Here is a 16,542-nt window from a genome sequence, read left to right as displayed (position 1 = left end):
CTGTTCCGTCTCGCCCCGCAGGACGGTTGTCAGGAACTGGCGGACGGTTCGGGTTCGGGAGTCGCGCTGTCCGCCGCAGGGGCCGGGAGGGGTTCGTCCGGCGGGTCGACGGAGAGGTGGGGCAGCCTGCGGTCCAGCCAGGAGGGCAGCCACCAGTTGGCGTTGCCGAACAGGTGCATGGCGGCCGGGACCAGGATGGTGCGCAGGATGAACGCGTCCAAGGCGACCGCGGTCGCCAGACCGATGCCGAACTCGGCGATCGTACGCTGGCCACCGAAGACGAACGCGATGAAGACGCAGACCATGATGGCGGCGGCGGCGGTGATGACCCGCGCGGTCTCCACCTGGCCGACCCGCACCGCTCGGGCGTTGTCCTTGGTGTGCACCCATTCCTCGTGCATCCGGCTGACCAGGAACACCTGGTAGTCCATGGACAGACCGAACAGGATGGAGATCATCATCACGGGAAGGAAGGCCTCCACCGGGCCGGCCCTGCCCAGCCCCAGGGAGTCGGAGCCCCAGCCCCACTGGAACACCGCGACCAGGACACCGAAGGAGGCTCCGGCGGCCAGCAGGTTCATCACCGCCGCGGTGACCGGGATCAGCAGGCTGCGGAAGGCGAGCAGGAGCAGCAGCCCGCCGAGGACCACGATCACCGCGATGAACAACGGCAGTTTGCCGGAGAGCACACTTGCGAAGTCGTCGAATATCGCGGTCGATCCACCGACGTAGACCTTGAGGGTCGTGCCCTTCTCGGCTGCGGGGACCACATCGTCACGCAGGTGATCGATCAGGTCGGAGGTCTCCTTGGCCTGGGGCGAGGTGGTGGGGAAGACCTGGACGATGCCCACCGTGGAACCGGGCCGGATGGGCGCCGCGACGACGCTCGCGACCCCGTGGACGTCCTCCAGCTGGGCGGATAGTTTCGTCAGGGCGGCCTTGTCCGCGGCCGTGGGGGCCTGGGCGACCAGTTGCAGCGGCCCGTTGAAGCCGGGGCCGAATCCGTCGGCCAGCATGTCGTAGGCCTTGCGGGTGGTGTTGGACGCAGGGTCGTTGCCTGAGTCGGACGATCCCAGGCGCAGGGAGAGCACGGGAATGGTCAGGACGAGCATCACGGCCAGTGCGATCAGGGACAGTGCGCGGGGGCGCCGTTCCACCACGGCGGCCCAGCGGGCCCACGGGCCGGACATGGCGTTCTCGGGCAGCGGCTCGCCCGCGGCCAGCCGGCGCCGTGCCCGCCGGCCGAGCACCCGCTTGCCCAGCAGCGCCAGCAGGGCCGGCAGCAGGGTCACTGCGGCCAGCACGGTCAACGCCACCGTCAGCGCCGAGGCGATGGCGATACCGTTCAGGAACTTGGTCTGCAGGACGAACATGCCGAGCAGGGCGATGCAGACGGTGCCGCCGGCGAACAGGACGGCACGCCCCGACGTGTTCACAGCCCTGGCCAGGGACTCCTGGACGTCGAGCCCGGACTGCAGGCCCTTGCGGTGCCGGGTGACGATGAACAGGGCGTAGTCGATACCCACGCCGAGGCCGATGAGGGCGGACAGGGTCGGGGCGATCTCACCGATGGTCACCGCATGGCTGAGCAGACCGGTGGTGAGGATGGCGGTGCCGACGCCGGCGACCGCGGTCAGGATCGGCAGGAGCATGGCGAACAGCGAGCCGAAGGCAAGGAAGAGCACCACGGCGGCAGCCGCCACGCCGACGAGTTCACTGGTGGCCGGTGGTGTCTGCTCGGTGCTCTTGATCGCCTGGCCGCCCAGTTCGACCTTCAGGCCCTGGGTCCGCGCCGCCTCGGCGGTGTCGATCACCCGCTGGATGTCGGACTTGTCGAGTTCCTGCTGGACCTTGGCGAAGTTCACCTGGGCGTAGGCGGTGCGGCCGTCCTTGCTGATCTGGGCCGCGCCCTGCGCGCTGTAGGGGCTGGTGACACCGCTCACCTCGGGCAGCTTGCGGATCTTGTCCAGGGTGCCGGTCATCCGCTCCTTCGTCGCGCTGTCGCGCACGGAACCGGAGTCGACCTGCCACACCACCGTGTCGGTGTCACCTGCCTGCGCCGGGAAGGACGACTTCAGCAGGTCGAGGGCACGGGTGGACTCGGTGTTCGGCAGGGAGAAGCTGTTGCTGTAATTGCTGCCGGCGCCCTGCGACACGGCGGCGAGTCCGATGAGCAGGCCGAGCCAGAGCACGACGACGATGATCCGGTGTCTGTAGCACCATCGTGCGAGAGTGGACAATGTGGGCTCCACGTTCAGGGGTGGGTGAGTCGGCGGGCGCCGACGAAGGGAAGAGGCCGATGCGCTGCCCGGCTGCGACGCCCCCTGCGCCGTGCGGGAGGCTGCGGGGTTGGCAGGTGGCTCTCGGCGACGACGGCGTCGCCGTACCAGGCGTTCCGAAACCTCGGCGTCGACTGACCGAAGAATCGCGGGTGGTCAGCCGCCGTCTTCTCGCGGTACCGCTGCGTGGATTGGCGTGCTTCGATCATGGTCACTACCGCATCTCCGGGGCCCCCACCGGGCTTCGTAAGCAGAAACGCTAGGAGTCCGGGGACGGCGAAGCTTGGTACCCAGGGGAGCAATCACGCGGACGCGGTGGTACCGCGGTACTACAGGAAGGGAAACGTCCGTACCGGTCCGGGTCCCGTCCGATCGACGCCTGCCGGGGTCGGGGAGCTGCGCAGCGCGTCCTCCCGGGCGTTGAACGGGGGTGGGACGGCGTCCACCTGGCGCCGGCGTTCTCGGCTGGGTCAGGCGTTGGACGTCACAGTTCCCCGGTCTCTCGCTCGGGTGGGTTCGGGTGGGTAAGTCCCAGGTCGTAGGCGAGGATGACGACCTGGACGCGATCGCGTGCTTCCAGTTTGGCCAGGACGCGGCCGACGTATGTCTTCACGCTGGACTCCGACAGCACCAGGCGTTCGGCGATCTCGCCGTTGGTCCAGCCCTGGCCGATGGCGGTGAAGATCTCGCGCTCGCGTTCGGTCAGTGAGCGGATTCGGGGGTCGTCGTCCGGGGTGCGGCCGGGTGAGGTCTGGGGCAGGTGATGGGCGTAGGTGTCCAGCAGGCGGCGGGTGAGGGCCGGGGCGATGACGGCGTCGCCGCCCGCGACGGCGCGGATCCCGGCCAGGAGTTCATCGGGTTGGGCGTCCTTGAGGAGGAAGCCGCTGGCGCCCGCGCGCAGGGCGGCGTGGGCGTACTCGTCGAGGTCGAAGGTGGTCAGGACGAGGACCCGGGAGCGTTCGCCGGCGGCGATGATGCGGCGGGTGGCCTCGATACCGTCCATGCCGGGCATCCGGACGTCCATGAGGATGACGTCGGGGCGGAGTTCGGCGGCCATGCGGACGGCCTCGGCGCCGTGTTCCGCCTCGCCGACGACCTCGGTGCCGGGGGAGCTCTCCAGGAGCATGCGGAAGCCGAAGCGCTGCAGCGGCTGGTCGTCCACGATGAGCACGGTGGTCACTGCGCACCGCCGACGTGGGACGGCTGGGGGAGACCGGTGATCGGGGTGAGGTCGAGGACGGTCCGCACCGCCCAGCCTCCGCCGGAAGCGGGCCCCGCGGTGACGGTTCCGTTGTACAGGGCGGCGCGTTCTCTCATACCGGTGAGGCCTTGTCCCTGGTCGCGGGGTGGTTGTGGCCCGGCGGCCGTCGGGTCCGGGCCGGTGTTGTGGACGTCGATGCGCAGTTCCCTGTCCCCGGCGGTCACCGTCAGGTCGATGCGCGTGTCACGGCCTGCGTGTTTGAGCGCGTTGGTGAGTGCTTCCTGGACGATACGGTAGACGGTCAGCTGGACACCACGGTCGAGGCTGTCCAACTCGCCGCTGGTCCGGTAGACGACCTGCGGGCCGGCGGCGCGGATACGGGTGCACAGGGCGTTGATGTCCGCGAGGCGGGGCTGCGGGCTGAGCTGCGCGGGGTCGGCGTTGGCGTGAGGGTCGCGCAGAACGCCGAGCACGCGGCGCAGTTCACCCAGTGCCTGGCGCCCGGTGTCTCCGATCATGAGCAGAGCCTGTTTGCCGCGTTCGGGGGTCAGGTCGGCCGCCCGTGCGCCGCCGTCCGCGAGAGTGATGATGACGGAGAGGTTGTGGCCGACGATGTCGTGCATCTCACGGGCGACCCGGGTGCGTTCGGCGGCGGTGGCCAGTTGGCTGCGCTGGTCACGTTCGATCTCCAGGCGGGCCGCGCGGTCGTGCAGGGCCGCCAGCTGGGCACGCCGCACCCGGACGACGAGACCCAGCGCGACCGCGGCGACGACGGTCGTGAACAGGAAGAACAGCCCGTCCACGATCGACACGTCGCCCGGCAGGCGCAGGGCGATCAGGCCCAGGGCGAGGGCCAGCACGGCGCAGGCGACGGGCAGATGGCGCGGCCGCCCGCGCAGCGCGAGGTGGTAGACGGCGACCAGCACGGCCATGCCGGCGCGCAGCCAGACCCCCAAGGCGCACTGGACGAGGAACACCGCGGCGACCACGGCGAACGTGGTGGCCGGCTTTCTGCGCCGCCACAGCAGGGGCAGCAGCAGGCCCGCCTGCAGCGCGATCATCCCCGGCCAGGACAGGCGGGTGAAGTCGACGTCGAATTCCAGCGGGCGGCTGGGGGACAGCAGGTCGGGCAGACACAGCAAGGCGATCAGGGCGAGGACCACACCGGCGTCCACCAACCACGGACGGCTCCGGTCGATCCGCCTCAGGCGCTGCCCGACACAGGACGCCCGCCGGACCAGCGGGTGATCCCACATGGCCTCGACTCCTGCCGGGGACGGGTGGAAGGCCGTCCCCGGCGGGGTGATGTTGTCGCTGCTCATGGGTATCCCCTGTCCATCGTGGCTCACAGCGCCCGGGCGGTGCGTACCGACCAGGCCGGTACGCACCGCCCGGGCGGAAGGGTTGCGTCAGGCATCGGTGCGCACCAGACGGTACGCGGCGCCCGCCAGCGCCAGAGCGGTCCAGCCGAGCAGGACCAGGAGCCCGGCGGTGGGCGAGAGGCTCGCCGCGTCGTGGGTCAGCGAGTACATCGACTCACCCGCGTTGCTGGGCAGGTACTTGCTGACGTCGTCCTGCCAGGAGTCGGGCAGCAGCGAGGTCAGGTTGGGCACCAGCATCAGTATGCCGACCAGGGTGGCGATGCCGCCCGCGACGGAGCGGAGCAGGGCGCCCAGCGCGGTGCCGATCACGGCGATCAGGCCCAGGTACACACCGGCGCCCAGCAGGCCGCGGACGACGCCGGAGTCGGACAGCGCCAGTTCCGCCGCAGTGCCGGACACCAGCTGGTTCGCGATCGGAAAGGTGGCGAAGGCGCCGATGGTGGCGAGGGCGAACGTGACCAGGCCGAACACCGCCGATTTAGACCACAGCACCGGCAGTCGGCGCGGGACGGCGGCGAGCGTGGAGCGGATCATGCCGGTGGAGTACTCGCCGGCGGTGACCAGCACTCCCAGAATCCCGAAGGCCATCTGCGCGAGGAAGACACCGAACAGGGTGAGGCTGAGCGCGGTGGCGTCGGCCAGGTCCGGGCCGTTGCCGTCGGAGTTGCCGCCGGACTGGTACTGCCAGGCGGAGATGACACCGAACGCGATCAGGAACGCCAGGCCAAGGGCCAGGGTGATCCAGGTGGAGCGAAGGGTCCACAGTTTGGCCCACTCCGAGCGCAGCACCCGAAACCCGGTGACCTTGTATCGGGGACGTGCCTGCTGGGTTGCCTCGGGCGAGGACGCGGTCGCGCTGCGGGTCTCGGTCATCGTGGTCATGCCGCCCTCCCAGGGGTTTCGATCGTGGAGGCGCCGTGGTACTCGACGGCGTCGTGGGTCAGTTCCATGAACGCCTGCTCCAGGGAGACGGTCCTGGAGCTGAGCTCGAACAGGGGGATGTTGTGCTCGGCGGCCTTCAGACCGATGGCACGCGCGGACAGGCCGGTGACGTTGAGGTGCTCGGAGCCGACCTCGCCGGTGATCTCCACACCGGGTCCGGAGAGGACCTCCCGCAGACGGGCCGGCCGGTCGCAGGCCACCGTCACGGCGTCCCCGCCGTGCTTGCGCACCAACTCCCGCACGGTGGTGTCGGCCAGCAGACGTCCGCGTCCGACGATGATCAGGTGATCGGCGACCAACGCCATCTCGCTCATGAGGTGCGAGGAGACGAAAACGGTACGGCCCTCTTCGGCGAGCTGGGTGAGCAGGTTACGAATCCACAGCACACCGTCGGGGTCCAGCCCGTTGACCGGCTCGTCCAGCATGACGGTGGCCGGATCACCCAGCAGCGCCGCGGCGATGCCCAGGCGCTGGCCCATGCCGAGGGAGAAGGCACCGGCACGCTTCTTCGCCACCGCCTGCAGCCCGGTCAGCTCGATGACCTCCTCCACCCGGCGGCGCGGAATCCCGTGGGTGTGGGCCTGCACCATCAGGTGGTCGAACGCCGACCGGCCCGGGTGGATCGACCTGGCCTCCAACAGCGCGCCGATCTCCTGCAACGGCGCCGAGTGCCGGTCGTAACGCTTGCCGTTGACCGTCACACTGCCGCCGGAGGGCGCGTCCAGTCCTACGATCATGCGCATCGTGGTGGACTTGCCGGCACCGTTCGGGCCGAGGAACCCGGTGACGGTGCCGGGCATGACGACGAAGTCCAGACGGTCGACCGCCGTCTTCTCGCCGTACCGTTTCGTCAGTTGCTGCGCTTCGATCATGGTCGCTACCTCGCATCTGGCTATGGGCCCCTACCGGGCTTCGTCACCAGAAACGCTAGAAGTCCGGGAACCGCGCATCGTGATACCCAGGGCAGCAATGACGCGGATGCGGTGGTACCGCAGTACCACCCGGCCCGGAACCTCCGTACCGGCCCCGCGGCCCTTGTCCGGTCGCTACCGAGTGTCGTGCTGGTACTGGTCGGCACCGCCCTGCGCGTACTGACCGCGACATCCGCGGCTGTGAAGGCGGTTCGAGGTCAGGCGCTCGCTGACACGCTCGTCATGGAGCAACCTCTCGTGTGCTCTCGGAGTCAGGGGTCCCGGCACGCGCGCGAAGCGCGTTCGCCACCGGCCACGGCAAAAGGTCAACCGCCCACGGCGCCGCCGCAGCGGCGGCGCCACCGACTCTCCCGCCGTGCAGGACGAACCAGGAGTCGGCCCGATCACGACCGTCTACCACCGCACCAGGATCGTCGTGCCCCTGCACATCGACCCGAGGGGAGGTGGTTCCGTGTGGCGCGGCGGACAGTGACCTCCCGCGCCGAGAACCTCCCCCGGCCATGGCTGCTCCCGCGGCCCGGCTGGGCGCCCGCCAGATCATCCACCACCGCGTTCAGGTGGGCGGCGGCAAGCTGTGCGCGACCCGCTCCATCGGCCCGGACGACCTGTCCTCCGACTTGGTCCGCGAGTCGCTCACGACCGCGGAGTCGTGCATTTCCCCAAGGGGCGCCTCTTGTCCGTAGACCTTGAAGGCTCGGCGTAGGACCCCGTCATTACTCGAGTCCGCGCTTGCCCGGCGCCCAGAACGGCTTGGTGAGGACCGACCGCCGGTCCCAGCCTGCCTCCCGCACGAGCACCTGCTTCACCGCTTGCACGGTCCGTGCCTCCCCGGCGACATACGCGATGCCGCCGGGCGGGGGAGCGAGTCGCCGTACCGAGGCCGGCAGCGGTGTATCGCCCCTGACCAGCCAGTCGAGGCGGTCACCGTGGACAAGCGGCAGCTGGTCCGCCGGCGACTCCGTCTCCACGCAGCCCGAGACCCGCGCGCCCGCGGGAAGCGACGCCAGCATCGCGCCGAAGGCGACAGCTGCGGTCTCGTCCCCGGCGAAGAAATGGTGCGTGGCGTCGGGGCGCAGCACGAAGGAGCCCTCCGGCCTGCTCAGCCGAACCTGGTCCCCCACCTCGGCGGTCCGCCCCCACCGGGCGCCGGGCCCTGCGCCCGGATGGTCCAGCACGCACAACTCGACGGCACCGGCGGGTTCGTAGCGCCACACCGAATACGTACGCCGGGTCAGCCCACTGCCCACCAGCACCCGCACCTGCTGTCCGGGCCGCACCGTCAGCCCGGCGAGTGTGTCGCCCTCGATGCGGAGCCGACGCATACGGGCGGTGATCGGTTCGGTGGCCGTGACGGTTCCGCGCAGTGTCAGCAGGTCGAGGACGGGATCCAGCAGGGCGGGCATGACGGGCTCCAGGTGAGATAAGGGGCGACCGGGCGACGAGGGAGGGGAGTTCTGACGCTTTCGGGTGGAGGCGGGACTGGCGCGTGGTCAGCGCACCGAGCTCAGTGGCATGACTCTGCGGTACGTCGGCACCGCGATCGCCGCGACCGCGACGTGCATAAGGAGCAGCGCCACCACACCGGTCACCTTGCCCTCGTCGAACTCGAAGAGGTCCGGAACGAAGGACAACACGACAACCGAGGGGACGAGCCGGCGGAGCAGCCGTTCGGGATCGCGGGAGAGTCTGCGGACGAGGGCCCATCCGGCGGATCCCGCCAGCACTCCCAGGGCGGTCAGAAAGACGTACGACGAGGGCTTGAGCGGGTTGAAGTCATCCGGTGCTCCCAGCGCGCGCCGGCACGGCGATCAACGCGTTCGCCGCAGAGGACAGCAGGATGGCGACGAACACGCCTCCCGCCACCAGGAGCGGACCCCGACGTGAGGGGAGCGTCTCAGAGACACGGGGCATGGCAACTCCTGGTCGTGAGAGGGATCGTGGTCAGTTCTCGCGGCTGCTGCTGGCGTTCACGAGCTGAAGGGGACGGTCGATGTCGATGCCGTCATGCCTGGCGGCCGCGCGCCGTGTCGTAGCCACGAGGTAGCCGACGGCAACGGTGAGGACCAGCAGAGCGGTCCAGTCGTTCAGGCGCAGGCCGAGGATGTGGTGGGCCTCGTCCACCCGCAGGTACTCGATCCAGAAGCGGCCGACGGTGTACGCGGCGGCGTACAGCGCGAACGCCCGGCCTCGGTCGAGACGGAAACGGTGGTCCGCCCACAGGACCAGGGCGACCACGCCGAGACACCACAACGACTCGTACAGGAACGCCGGGTGATACGTGGCCAGGTTCGGGGAGGCCGCGGGCCGGTGTGCGGGGTTGATCTCCAGCGCCCAGGGGAGGGTGGTCGCCCGGCCGTAGAGCTCCTGGTTGAACCAGTTGCCCCAGCGGCCGATGGCCTGGCCCAGGGCGATGCCGGGAGCGACGGCGTCGGCGAACGCGGAAAGGGCAAGGCCCTTGCGGCGGCAGCCGATCCAGGCTCCGACTGCACCGCCGGCGATGGCGCCCCAGATACCGATGCCTCCGTCCCAGATGAACAGGGCTTTGACGGGATCGCCGTCCGTGCCGAAGTACGGCTCGCCGGACGTGATCACGTGGTAGATGCGGGCGCCGACAACGCCGAACGGGATCGCCCACAGAGCGACGTCCGTCACGACGGACTTCTCTCCGCCGTGTGCGGCCCAGCGACGGCCGCCCAGCCACACCGCCGCGGTGATGCCGAGGATCAGCATCAGCGAGTAGCCGCGCAGCGGCAGCGGACCCAGGTGGACCTCGCCGATGGCGGCGCTGGGGATGAAGGCCAGGGGCACTGGTGGTTCCTCACGAGGGGCGGGAGAGCAGCAGGCCGTCGGCCGCGGGGCCGATCGTCGCCGCCCGCGCCCTTCCCGCACATCGACCGATCGTCGCGCCTTTCGTCGACCGATCGGTGGACCCACCCCCACCGGCCGGCTGATCCACCCGCTACGCGGCTGCGCCTACTCTGAGGGGCATGGCACTGCATCAGGCGTGGGAGTGGGAGCGGTGGAAGGCCATGGGGCAGCACGCCTTCTTCGCCACCGTGCTCGCCCTGTGCTTGCCGGGTGCGCTGGCCGGGGCGGACATGACGACCGGCGCGGCGCTGTCGCGGATCGGCCCGGCGGTGGGACTCGCCCTTTGGTACGTCTACTGGATCGCGTTGCGCGGCGGCGCCGACCGCCCGCCGCTGCCCTACCTTGTCGGGGCCCTGATCGGGTGGGCGTTCATGGCCGTGGTGGACTCCGCGTTCCTCCCGGTCGCCGTGGCGGTGCTGAGCCCGTACTGGCTGCGGCGGGCCTGGTGGTCGGCAGGCGGGGTGCTGGTACTGGGCGCCGCATGGTCGTTGCAGAGCCTCACCGCGGACGGCTCCGTCGACGTGCGGGCGCTCACGGGCTGCGTGCTCGGCACCGCGGTGGGGGTCACCATCACCTGCTACGTCGCCACCCTCGACCATGAGAGTCACAAGCGGCAGCGGATCCTGGACGAGCTCACCGCCACCCAGGCCGAACGAGCGGCAGCGGAACGCCAGGCGGGCACGCTGGCCGAACGCCAGCGCCTGGCCCGGGAGGTCCACGACACGCTGACCCAGGGGTTCGCGTCCATCGCCATGCTGCTGGACGCCGCACGCGACGAACTGCCGGTCGACTCCCCTGCGGCCCGTCGCGTCGAGCAGGCCATGCGGACGGCCCGGGACAACCTCGCCGAGAGCCGCCGCCTCGTGCACGCCCTTCGCCCGGCGCCGCTGGACCGCACGCACCTGGCGGACGCCGTGCGCGAGCTCACCGCCCGGCTGGCGGAGGAGACCGGCACCGAGGCCTACTCGGTCGTGACCGGCCGACCGGTCGCCCTGCCGCCCAGTACCGAGGGCGAGTTGCTGCGTGTCGTGCAGGAGGCACTGACCAACGCCCGGCGGCACGCCCGCGCCGTGAGCGTGGCGGTCACGCTCTCGTACCTCGGCGATGTCCTGGCGATCGACGTCCAGGACGACGGCACGGGTTTCGCGCCTGCTTCCCGGCATGCGGGTGTCGGCCTGACCACCATGCGGGAGCGCATCGCCGCCCTGCACGGCACGTTCGCGGTGGAAAGCGCCCCCGGCGAGGGTACGACCGTCGCCGTCACGGTGCCGCTCCCGACCGAGCCTCCGTCCCCCGAACCCTCAGCCGTGTCCGGCACCGAGCGGATGGCACCGGCGTCATGAGGACTTCGACCGGTCCCACCATCCGGGTCCTCCTCGCCGACGACCACCCCGTGGTGCGCGACGGGCTTGCCGCCATGCTCTCCACCCAGCCCGACCTCACGGTCGTCGGCCAGGCCGGCACCGGCGCCGAGGCACTGCAGCAAACCGCCGCGCTCGCACCCGACGTCGTGCTGATGGACCTGCAGATGCCCGGCATGGAGGGCACCGCCGCGACCGCGGCCATCCGTGCCACCCACCCCGAGGTGCGGGTACTCGTTCTGACCACCTATGACACGGACGCCGACATCACTGCCGCCGTCGACGCCGGCGCGGTCGGCTACCTGCTCAAGGACACGGGACGACACGAACTGTGTGAGGCCGTCCGTACCGCTGCCCGGGGTGGGGCAGCACTGTCGCCCACGGTGGCCGCCAAGGTTCTTGCCCACATGCGAGGCGACCGGGGCGCCGGCCTGTCCGGCAGGGAACTCGAAGTCCTGTCCGCCGTTGCCCGCGGGCAGAGCAACAAGCAGATCGCCCGCGCCCTGCGCCTGTCCGAGGCCACGGTCAAGACCCATCTGCTGCACATCTACGCCAAGCTCGACGTCGGCGACCGGACCGCCGCTGTCACCGCCGCACTGGGCCGGGGAATCATCCGCATGGACTGACGGCCCGAGACGTCGTCGTATGGGTTGCCTTCGGTGTCCCGCGAGCGTCGCCTGCTGACAGGCAGGTTCCCCGCGTGTGGAACCGCCCGACCTGTCACGCCGTCAACACCGCCCTGTGGGTGAGCGGACACCGACTCTCGCACGGCCGTTCATGATCGTATGCGCCGTGTGATCCTGGCAGGTGCGGCGCACCTCCCGGATGTGTTGCAGTTCGGCCGGTACGCACTCCGCGCGCTGCCACGCACACGGCGGCAGGTCTCCCTGGGCCGGGACCGCCGAGCCGAGCAACGCACTCGGTCTGCGACAGAGCGACTGGAACCGCCGTGGGTCGGCTTACCAGGCAGGCCCCTGCGCCGCTTCGCTCTTGACCATCTACGGGATGGGGGTTAGCGTCCTGCCCCGTCCATTATGGTCCACCGGTCCGCATCGCGGACCGCCTTATGTCTCGGTTGGCGGTGCTCGACTGGGAGCGATCGAAGGATGGCGATGATGCAACCGCCGCAAGCGAGCGAGGCCGTCCGTACGAACCCGCACGATCCCCATGCCCGCCGTTCTTTCCCCACGAACGTCGAGTCCGCTGTCAAGCACCTCGGGCAGGGGCAGGTCGGCCACGTGGTGGCCGAGCGGTGCCGTATGGGCCGGGTCTTACCGGCCGGCCACGCGGCGCACGGTCATCCGCTGCCCTGCGGACTCGGCAGCGACACCGTGGTCCAGCGCTCCTGCAACCTGGCGGGGCAACTCGCCCTCCCGTTCCTTGGCCGCGCCGGTGAGGCGCTGCTGCACCTGCCACGACGCGCAAGCCGCCAGCCGTCAGGTGCGGTACGCGTCCGGCAACGAGCCAGAACCGTCACCCCGAAGCGATGCCACTGAACCGGCCCGAACACCAACGCCTCCGCCTCCAGGCGCGGACCGCGGTCAGCTACCACCCCTGTCTTCGATGACGGCGGCTCACATGCGGCGCGGTTCCGTTGTCATCAGCCCTGTCCTCGGGAGCGCTCCATGACAGCCCCATCCTCTGCCCCCCGTTCACTCCTGCTGTCCCGCCGTGATCTGGAGTTCATGCTCTACGACTGGCTCGACGTCGAAACACTCGCCAGGCGCGAACGGTACGCCGACCACACGCGGGAGACGTTCGACGCAGTGCTGGACCTCTGTGCGGAGATCGCCGAAGAACGCTTCGCTCCGCACAACAGACTGAACGACCAGCAGGAACCGCAGATCGTCGACGGTCGGGCGGTGGTACCGCCCGACATCAAGACCGCCCTCGACACAGTCGCGGACGCCGGACTCCTCAGCGGCGGCATGGACGCTCGCGTCGGGGGCCTGCAACTCCCGCAGGTGGTCCAGACCGTCTGCTTCCTCTGGTTCCAGGCGGCGAACATCAGCACGTGGGCGTACGCCATGCTGACGGTCGCCAACGCCAACCTGCTGCTCGCCCACGGCACCGACGAGCAGGTCGCCACCTACGTCCGACCCATGATCGAGGGCCGTTATCACGGCACCATGTGTCTGTCCGAGCCGCACGCGGGATCCTCGCTCGCCGACCTCACCTGCCGCGCCGAGCCCCGCGACGACGGCACCTTCCGGATCTTCGGCAACAAGATGTGGATCTCCGGTGGAGACCACGAGCTGGGTGAGAACATCGTCCACCTGGTCCTGGCGCGGATCCCGGGCGGTCCACCCGGGGTGAAGGGCCTCTCCCTCCTCGTCGTACCCAAGTACCTGGTGAAAGCGGACGGCTCGCGCGGCGAGCGCAACGACGTGGCCCTCGCCGGGCTGAACCACAAGATGGGATACCGCGGCACGACGAACACGCTGCTGAACTTCGGTGAGGGCAGGTACCGGCCCGGCGGCGAGCCGGGCGCCGTCGGCCACCTGGTCGGCGCGCCGCACCAGGGGCTGGTCGCCATGTTCCACATGATGAACGAGGCGCGGACCGGCGTCGGAGCAGGGGCGACGGCGTTGGGATACACCGGCTATCTGAAGTCCCTCGCCTACGCCCGGACGCGCACCCAGGGACGTCCGGCGGGGGCGAAGGACCCCACCGCACCGCCCGTGCCCCTGATCGAGCACGCCGACGTGCGGCGGATGCTGCTGGCGCAGAAGTCCTACGTGGAAGGGGCGCTGGGACTCGTCCTGTACTGCGGCAGACTCCTCGACGAGGAGCGCAGCGCGGCCGACGAGACGGAGCGGGCGCGTGCCCGCCTGCTGCTGGAGGTCCTCACGCCGATCGCGAAGAGCTGGCCTTCCCAGTGGTGCCTGCACGCGAACGACCTGGCGATCCAGATCCATGGCGGCTACGGCTACACCCGCGAGTACGACGTGGAGCAGCACTACCGGGACAACCGGCTCAACCCCATCCACGAGGGAACCCATGGAATACAGGCCCTGGACCTGCTGGGCCGCAAGGTCGTCATGGACGACGGGGCCGGCCTTGCCGCGCTCGAAGCGCTCGTCCGGGCCACGATCGAGCGGGCCTGTGCGGTTGGCGGAGAAGCACGTGATCTCGGAGCCGCTCTCGATCGTGCCCTCGCCCGGCTTGTCGAGGTGACCCGGACGATTCACACCGCCCACGTCCCCGCCGACGTTCGCCTGGCCAACGCGTCGCTGTACCTGGAGGCCGCCGGGCATGTCGTCGTGGCCTGGATCTGGCTGGAGCAGTTCCTCGCCACCGGCGACGCCGACGATGCCCTCCGGCAGGGCAAGCAGCAGGCCTGCCGTTACTTCTACCGCTACGAACTGCCCCGTACCGCAGGGCAGTTCGACATCCTCGCGCGCCTGGACACGACGACGCTGGATGCCGATGACACATGGTTCTGAGGGGACTGCGATGACATCACCGGTCCGCATCGAGTACGACAGCGACGGTGGTCTCGCGGTGTTCGCCGCGATCGCGGAAAGCCCAGGTGCGGGGTGCTGCGCCAGGTCGTGTCGCTGTGGCGGCGGCTGCGCATCGCCCAGGCACGGTTCATCGGGCTCTCGATGGAGGCTTCGCCGAAGCTGCACGGGAGCACGCGCGCTGCTCTGCGGAGGCCCCACCTGCGCCCATTTCGCGGAGACCGTCAGTGTCGCGCGGCGGCCGAGCGACTGATCGCGACGCGGCGGTCCGCCACGGTGTGCGGCCCGCGGACGACGCCGTACCGACGTGCTCCGGTGTCCTCTTCGCCACTGACGACCTGCGACACGGTCGCCTCGTTCCTCCGCGACGGCACCGGCAACGGCGACCTCTACGAGGGCCGATGACCTGCCGGTGATCATGCGCCGGGCCGGGGCGGGCTTCTTTGTCGCTGTCGGTGCGCCCTTCATTCGCATCGGTCTGCAATGCGGACCAGTGGACCGCGGACAGGACCTGTGGCAGGGTTGGATATCTGAATTCCGGGGCCGCCAAGAGGGTGAGCCGGGTGCCCCTGATCCGCGAGCCGGTGCTGTCTCGCACCCCACTTTCGGAGGCGACATGTCCAGTGACTTCCGCGACCACCTCTTCCCGCTCGACCATCCGCGCCTGAGCACGTTCCGATCGTGCGATCCGTACACCTACGTCAACGCCGTGCGGCAGAACCCGGTGGCCGACGAGGTCGTCTCGGCATGGACGGCACTGTTCGAGAACACGGAATTCCATGGGCTCACCACGGACGGCCGACCCGTGCTCGACCTCTTCGAAGCCGAAGGGGACGAGGGCGCGGACAACGGAGCGGCGGTCGACGCCGCCCTCGTGCTCCTGGGCCTGCTCAGCACCGATGAACAAACCCGCATCCGGCATCCCCTCGACAGCCGGGTGTGGCGGGCCTGGTTGAACCCCGAGTTCTGTCTCAACCGCTTCGGCATCCGGCCGGAGGAGGTCGACGAGAAGGTTCGCGATCAGGTGTTCCGGCTTGTCGCGGCGTGTCTGAGCCCAGCGGGTTACCGGAAGGTCCGGGACACGATGAGGATCAACGGGTTCCTGGGCGAACTCGTCGATCTGCCCCGGATCCTCAACGAGCACAGCTACAACATCAACATCTTCGGTACCCCGTCCGTGACCGAGCCGTGGGGCTGGAACCTCTGGGGGCACCACCTGGCCGTCAACTGCCTGCTGGTCGGTGGCCGGCAGGTGCTCACGCCGGTCTTCTTCGGTGCCGAGCCGAACCTCGTTGACAGCGGTGAGCACGACGGACTGTCACTCTTCGACGAACAGGAATGCGCAGGACTCGCTTTCGTCAGGAACCTGACGCCCGGCCAGGCCGAGCGGGCGGTGCTGTTCCACCAGAAGCGGGACCCGGACCTGCCTGCCGGGCGCCTGCACCCCGCCGACGAACTCCACCTGGCCGGCGCCTTCCAGGACAACCGGGTCATTCCCTACGAAGGGGTCCCCGGCGCGGCCCTCGATCCGGCTCAGCGGGATGCGCTCATCGATCTGGTGGCTCTTTTCCTCGACTACCAGCCCGACGGGCCCAGGAAGGCACGGATGGCGGACGTCCGCCGCCATCTCGACGAGACCTACTTCTGTTGGATCGGCGGACGCGGTGACGAGGACGCGTTCTACTACCGCGTACAGAGCCCGGTCATCCTCGCGGAGTTCGACCACCACGCGGGCGTGTTCCTGGCGAACACAGAGCCCGAGAAGTTCCACACCCATACTGTCGTCCGAACACCGAACGGCAACGACTACGGAGCCGAACTCGTCCGACGCGCGACAGGGACTCCGCACCGTCTCCAAGGACCCGTCTAGGGCAGGGAGTTCCCGGTGCACGACCCGGCCGATGTGGGCCCCTCACGGGGGACAGGCGCCCAGCCACCTGCCACGTGACGATGGCACACCGACGGCGAGGACCTCATTGGCACGACCACGTCGGCAGCGGCGGCGAACGGAGAGAAGTCGAGGATCCGCTGCAGACACACCCGGCGATCCGGGAGGTGGCGGGGGAGGGAGTCTCCGGCGCCTCCCGCGGCGAGACCGCCCCGTAGCCGGGCG

Annotated in this window: 14 protein-coding genes; 6 read left to right on the top strand and 8 right to left on the bottom strand. The window is 69.9% G+C overall.

All coding sequences use genetic code 11. The features are described from left to right. Positions 1-29 precede the first annotated feature (29 nt). From ACFY10_RS42160 to ACFY10_RS42140, 5 genes are all read right to left on the bottom strand, one after another. Positions 30-2,240 (bottom strand): MMPL family transporter, encoded by a 2,211-nt coding sequence (locus ACFY10_RS42160; protein WP_390670626.1) that lies wholly within the window; start codon positions 2,238-2,240, stop codon positions 30-32. Between the two features lie 523 nt (positions 2,241-2,763). Next, a complete protein-coding gene (locus tag ACFY10_RS42155) occupies positions 2,764-3,459 on the bottom strand; it encodes a response regulator (protein ID WP_390670625.1) in 696 nt (231 codons plus the stop codon). Continuing rightward, the gene (locus ACFY10_RS42150) at positions 3,456-4,802 is read right to left on the bottom strand and encodes a sensor histidine kinase (RefSeq protein WP_390670624.1); all 1,347 of its coding nucleotides are present in this window, start codon (positions 4,800-4,802) and stop codon (positions 3,456-3,458) included. Before ACFY10_RS42150 ends, ACFY10_RS42155 begins: the two co-directional genes overlap by 4 nt. Positions 4,803-4,889: 87 nt before the next feature. Next, positions 4,890-5,744: an ABC transporter permease gene (locus ACFY10_RS42145; RefSeq protein ID WP_390670623.1), complete on the bottom strand. Its 855-nt coding sequence runs from the start codon at positions 5,742-5,744 to the stop codon at positions 4,890-4,892. After that, complete coding sequence (locus ACFY10_RS42140) at positions 5,741-6,676, bottom strand: ABC transporter ATP-binding protein (protein WP_390670622.1); 936 nt, start codon at positions 6,674-6,676, stop codon at positions 5,741-5,743. Before ACFY10_RS42140 ends, ACFY10_RS42145 begins: the two co-directional genes overlap by 4 nt. Positions 6,677-7,236: 560 nt before the next feature. On the opposite strand from ACFY10_RS42140, the gene ACFY10_RS42135 reads away from it, so the two are divergent. After that, positions 7,237-7,419: a hypothetical protein gene (locus tag ACFY10_RS42135; RefSeq protein ID WP_390670621.1), complete on the top strand. Its 183-nt coding sequence runs from the start codon at positions 7,237-7,239 to the stop codon at positions 7,417-7,419. Between the two features lie 30 nt (positions 7,420-7,449). Here ACFY10_RS42135 and ACFY10_RS42130 read toward each other — a convergent pair whose 3' ends face one another. The 3 genes from ACFY10_RS42130 to lgt all read right to left on the bottom strand — a co-directional run bounded on the left by ACFY10_RS42130 (position 7,450) and on the right by lgt (position 9,544). Further along, positions 7,450-8,139, bottom strand: coding sequence for a siderophore-interacting protein (locus tag ACFY10_RS42130; protein ID WP_390670620.1), 690 nt, complete (start codon positions 8,137-8,139; stop codon positions 7,450-7,452). An 87-nt stretch (positions 8,140-8,226) separates the two neighbouring features. Next, entirely contained in the window at positions 8,227-8,460 is a 234-nt protein-coding gene (locus tag ACFY10_RS42125) for a DUF6069 family protein (protein ID WP_390670619.1), read from the bottom strand. Between the two features lie 217 nt (positions 8,461-8,677). Further along, on the bottom strand, positions 8,678-9,544 hold the full coding sequence (gene lgt / locus ACFY10_RS42120; RefSeq protein WP_390670618.1) for a prolipoprotein diacylglyceryl transferase: 867 nt from the start codon (positions 9,542-9,544) through the stop codon (positions 8,678-8,680). A 179-nt stretch (positions 9,545-9,723) separates the two neighbouring features. Here lgt and ACFY10_RS42115 point away from each other — a divergent pair, with 179 nt between their 5' ends. The 5 genes from ACFY10_RS42115 to ACFY10_RS42095 all read left to right on the top strand — a co-directional run bounded on the left by ACFY10_RS42115 (position 9,724) and on the right by ACFY10_RS42095 (position 16,299). Next, positions 9,724-10,947 carry a sensor histidine kinase gene (locus ACFY10_RS42115; protein WP_390670617.1) on the top strand — a complete coding sequence of 408 codons (1,224 nt, stop codon included), beginning with the start codon at positions 9,724-9,726 and terminating at the stop codon, positions 10,945-10,947. Further along, positions 10,944-11,591, top strand: coding sequence for a response regulator (locus ACFY10_RS42110; RefSeq protein ID WP_390670616.1), 648 nt, complete (start codon positions 10,944-10,946; stop codon positions 11,589-11,591). The genes ACFY10_RS42115 and ACFY10_RS42110 overlap by 4 nt, the downstream gene beginning before the upstream one ends. A gap of 408 nt (positions 11,592-11,999) precedes the next feature. After that, positions 12,000-12,461 carry an FAD-dependent monooxygenase gene (locus ACFY10_RS42105; protein ID WP_390670615.1) on the top strand — a complete coding sequence of 154 codons (462 nt, stop codon included), beginning with the start codon at positions 12,000-12,002 and terminating at the stop codon, positions 12,459-12,461. A gap of 129 nt (positions 12,462-12,590) precedes the next feature. Continuing rightward, positions 12,591-14,411, top strand: a complete 1,821-nt coding sequence (locus ACFY10_RS42100; RefSeq protein ID WP_390670614.1) for an acyl-CoA dehydrogenase — start codon at positions 12,591-12,593, stop codon at positions 14,409-14,411. Between the two features lie 634 nt (positions 14,412-15,045). Then, positions 15,046-16,299 (top strand): DUF3500 domain-containing protein, encoded by a 1,254-nt coding sequence (locus tag ACFY10_RS42095; protein ID WP_390670613.1) that lies wholly within the window; start codon positions 15,046-15,048, stop codon positions 16,297-16,299. Positions 16,300-16,542 lie beyond the last annotated feature (243 nt).

Origin of the sequence: Streptomyces sp. NPDC001401, assembly GCF_042895385.1 — a bacterium.
In the GTDB taxonomy this organism is placed as follows: Bacteria; Actinomycetota; Actinomycetes; order Streptomycetales; family Streptomycetaceae; genus Streptomyces.
Note: the sequence above shows the minus strand (reverse complement) of the source record. Positions and strands in the feature narration are given on the sequence as shown.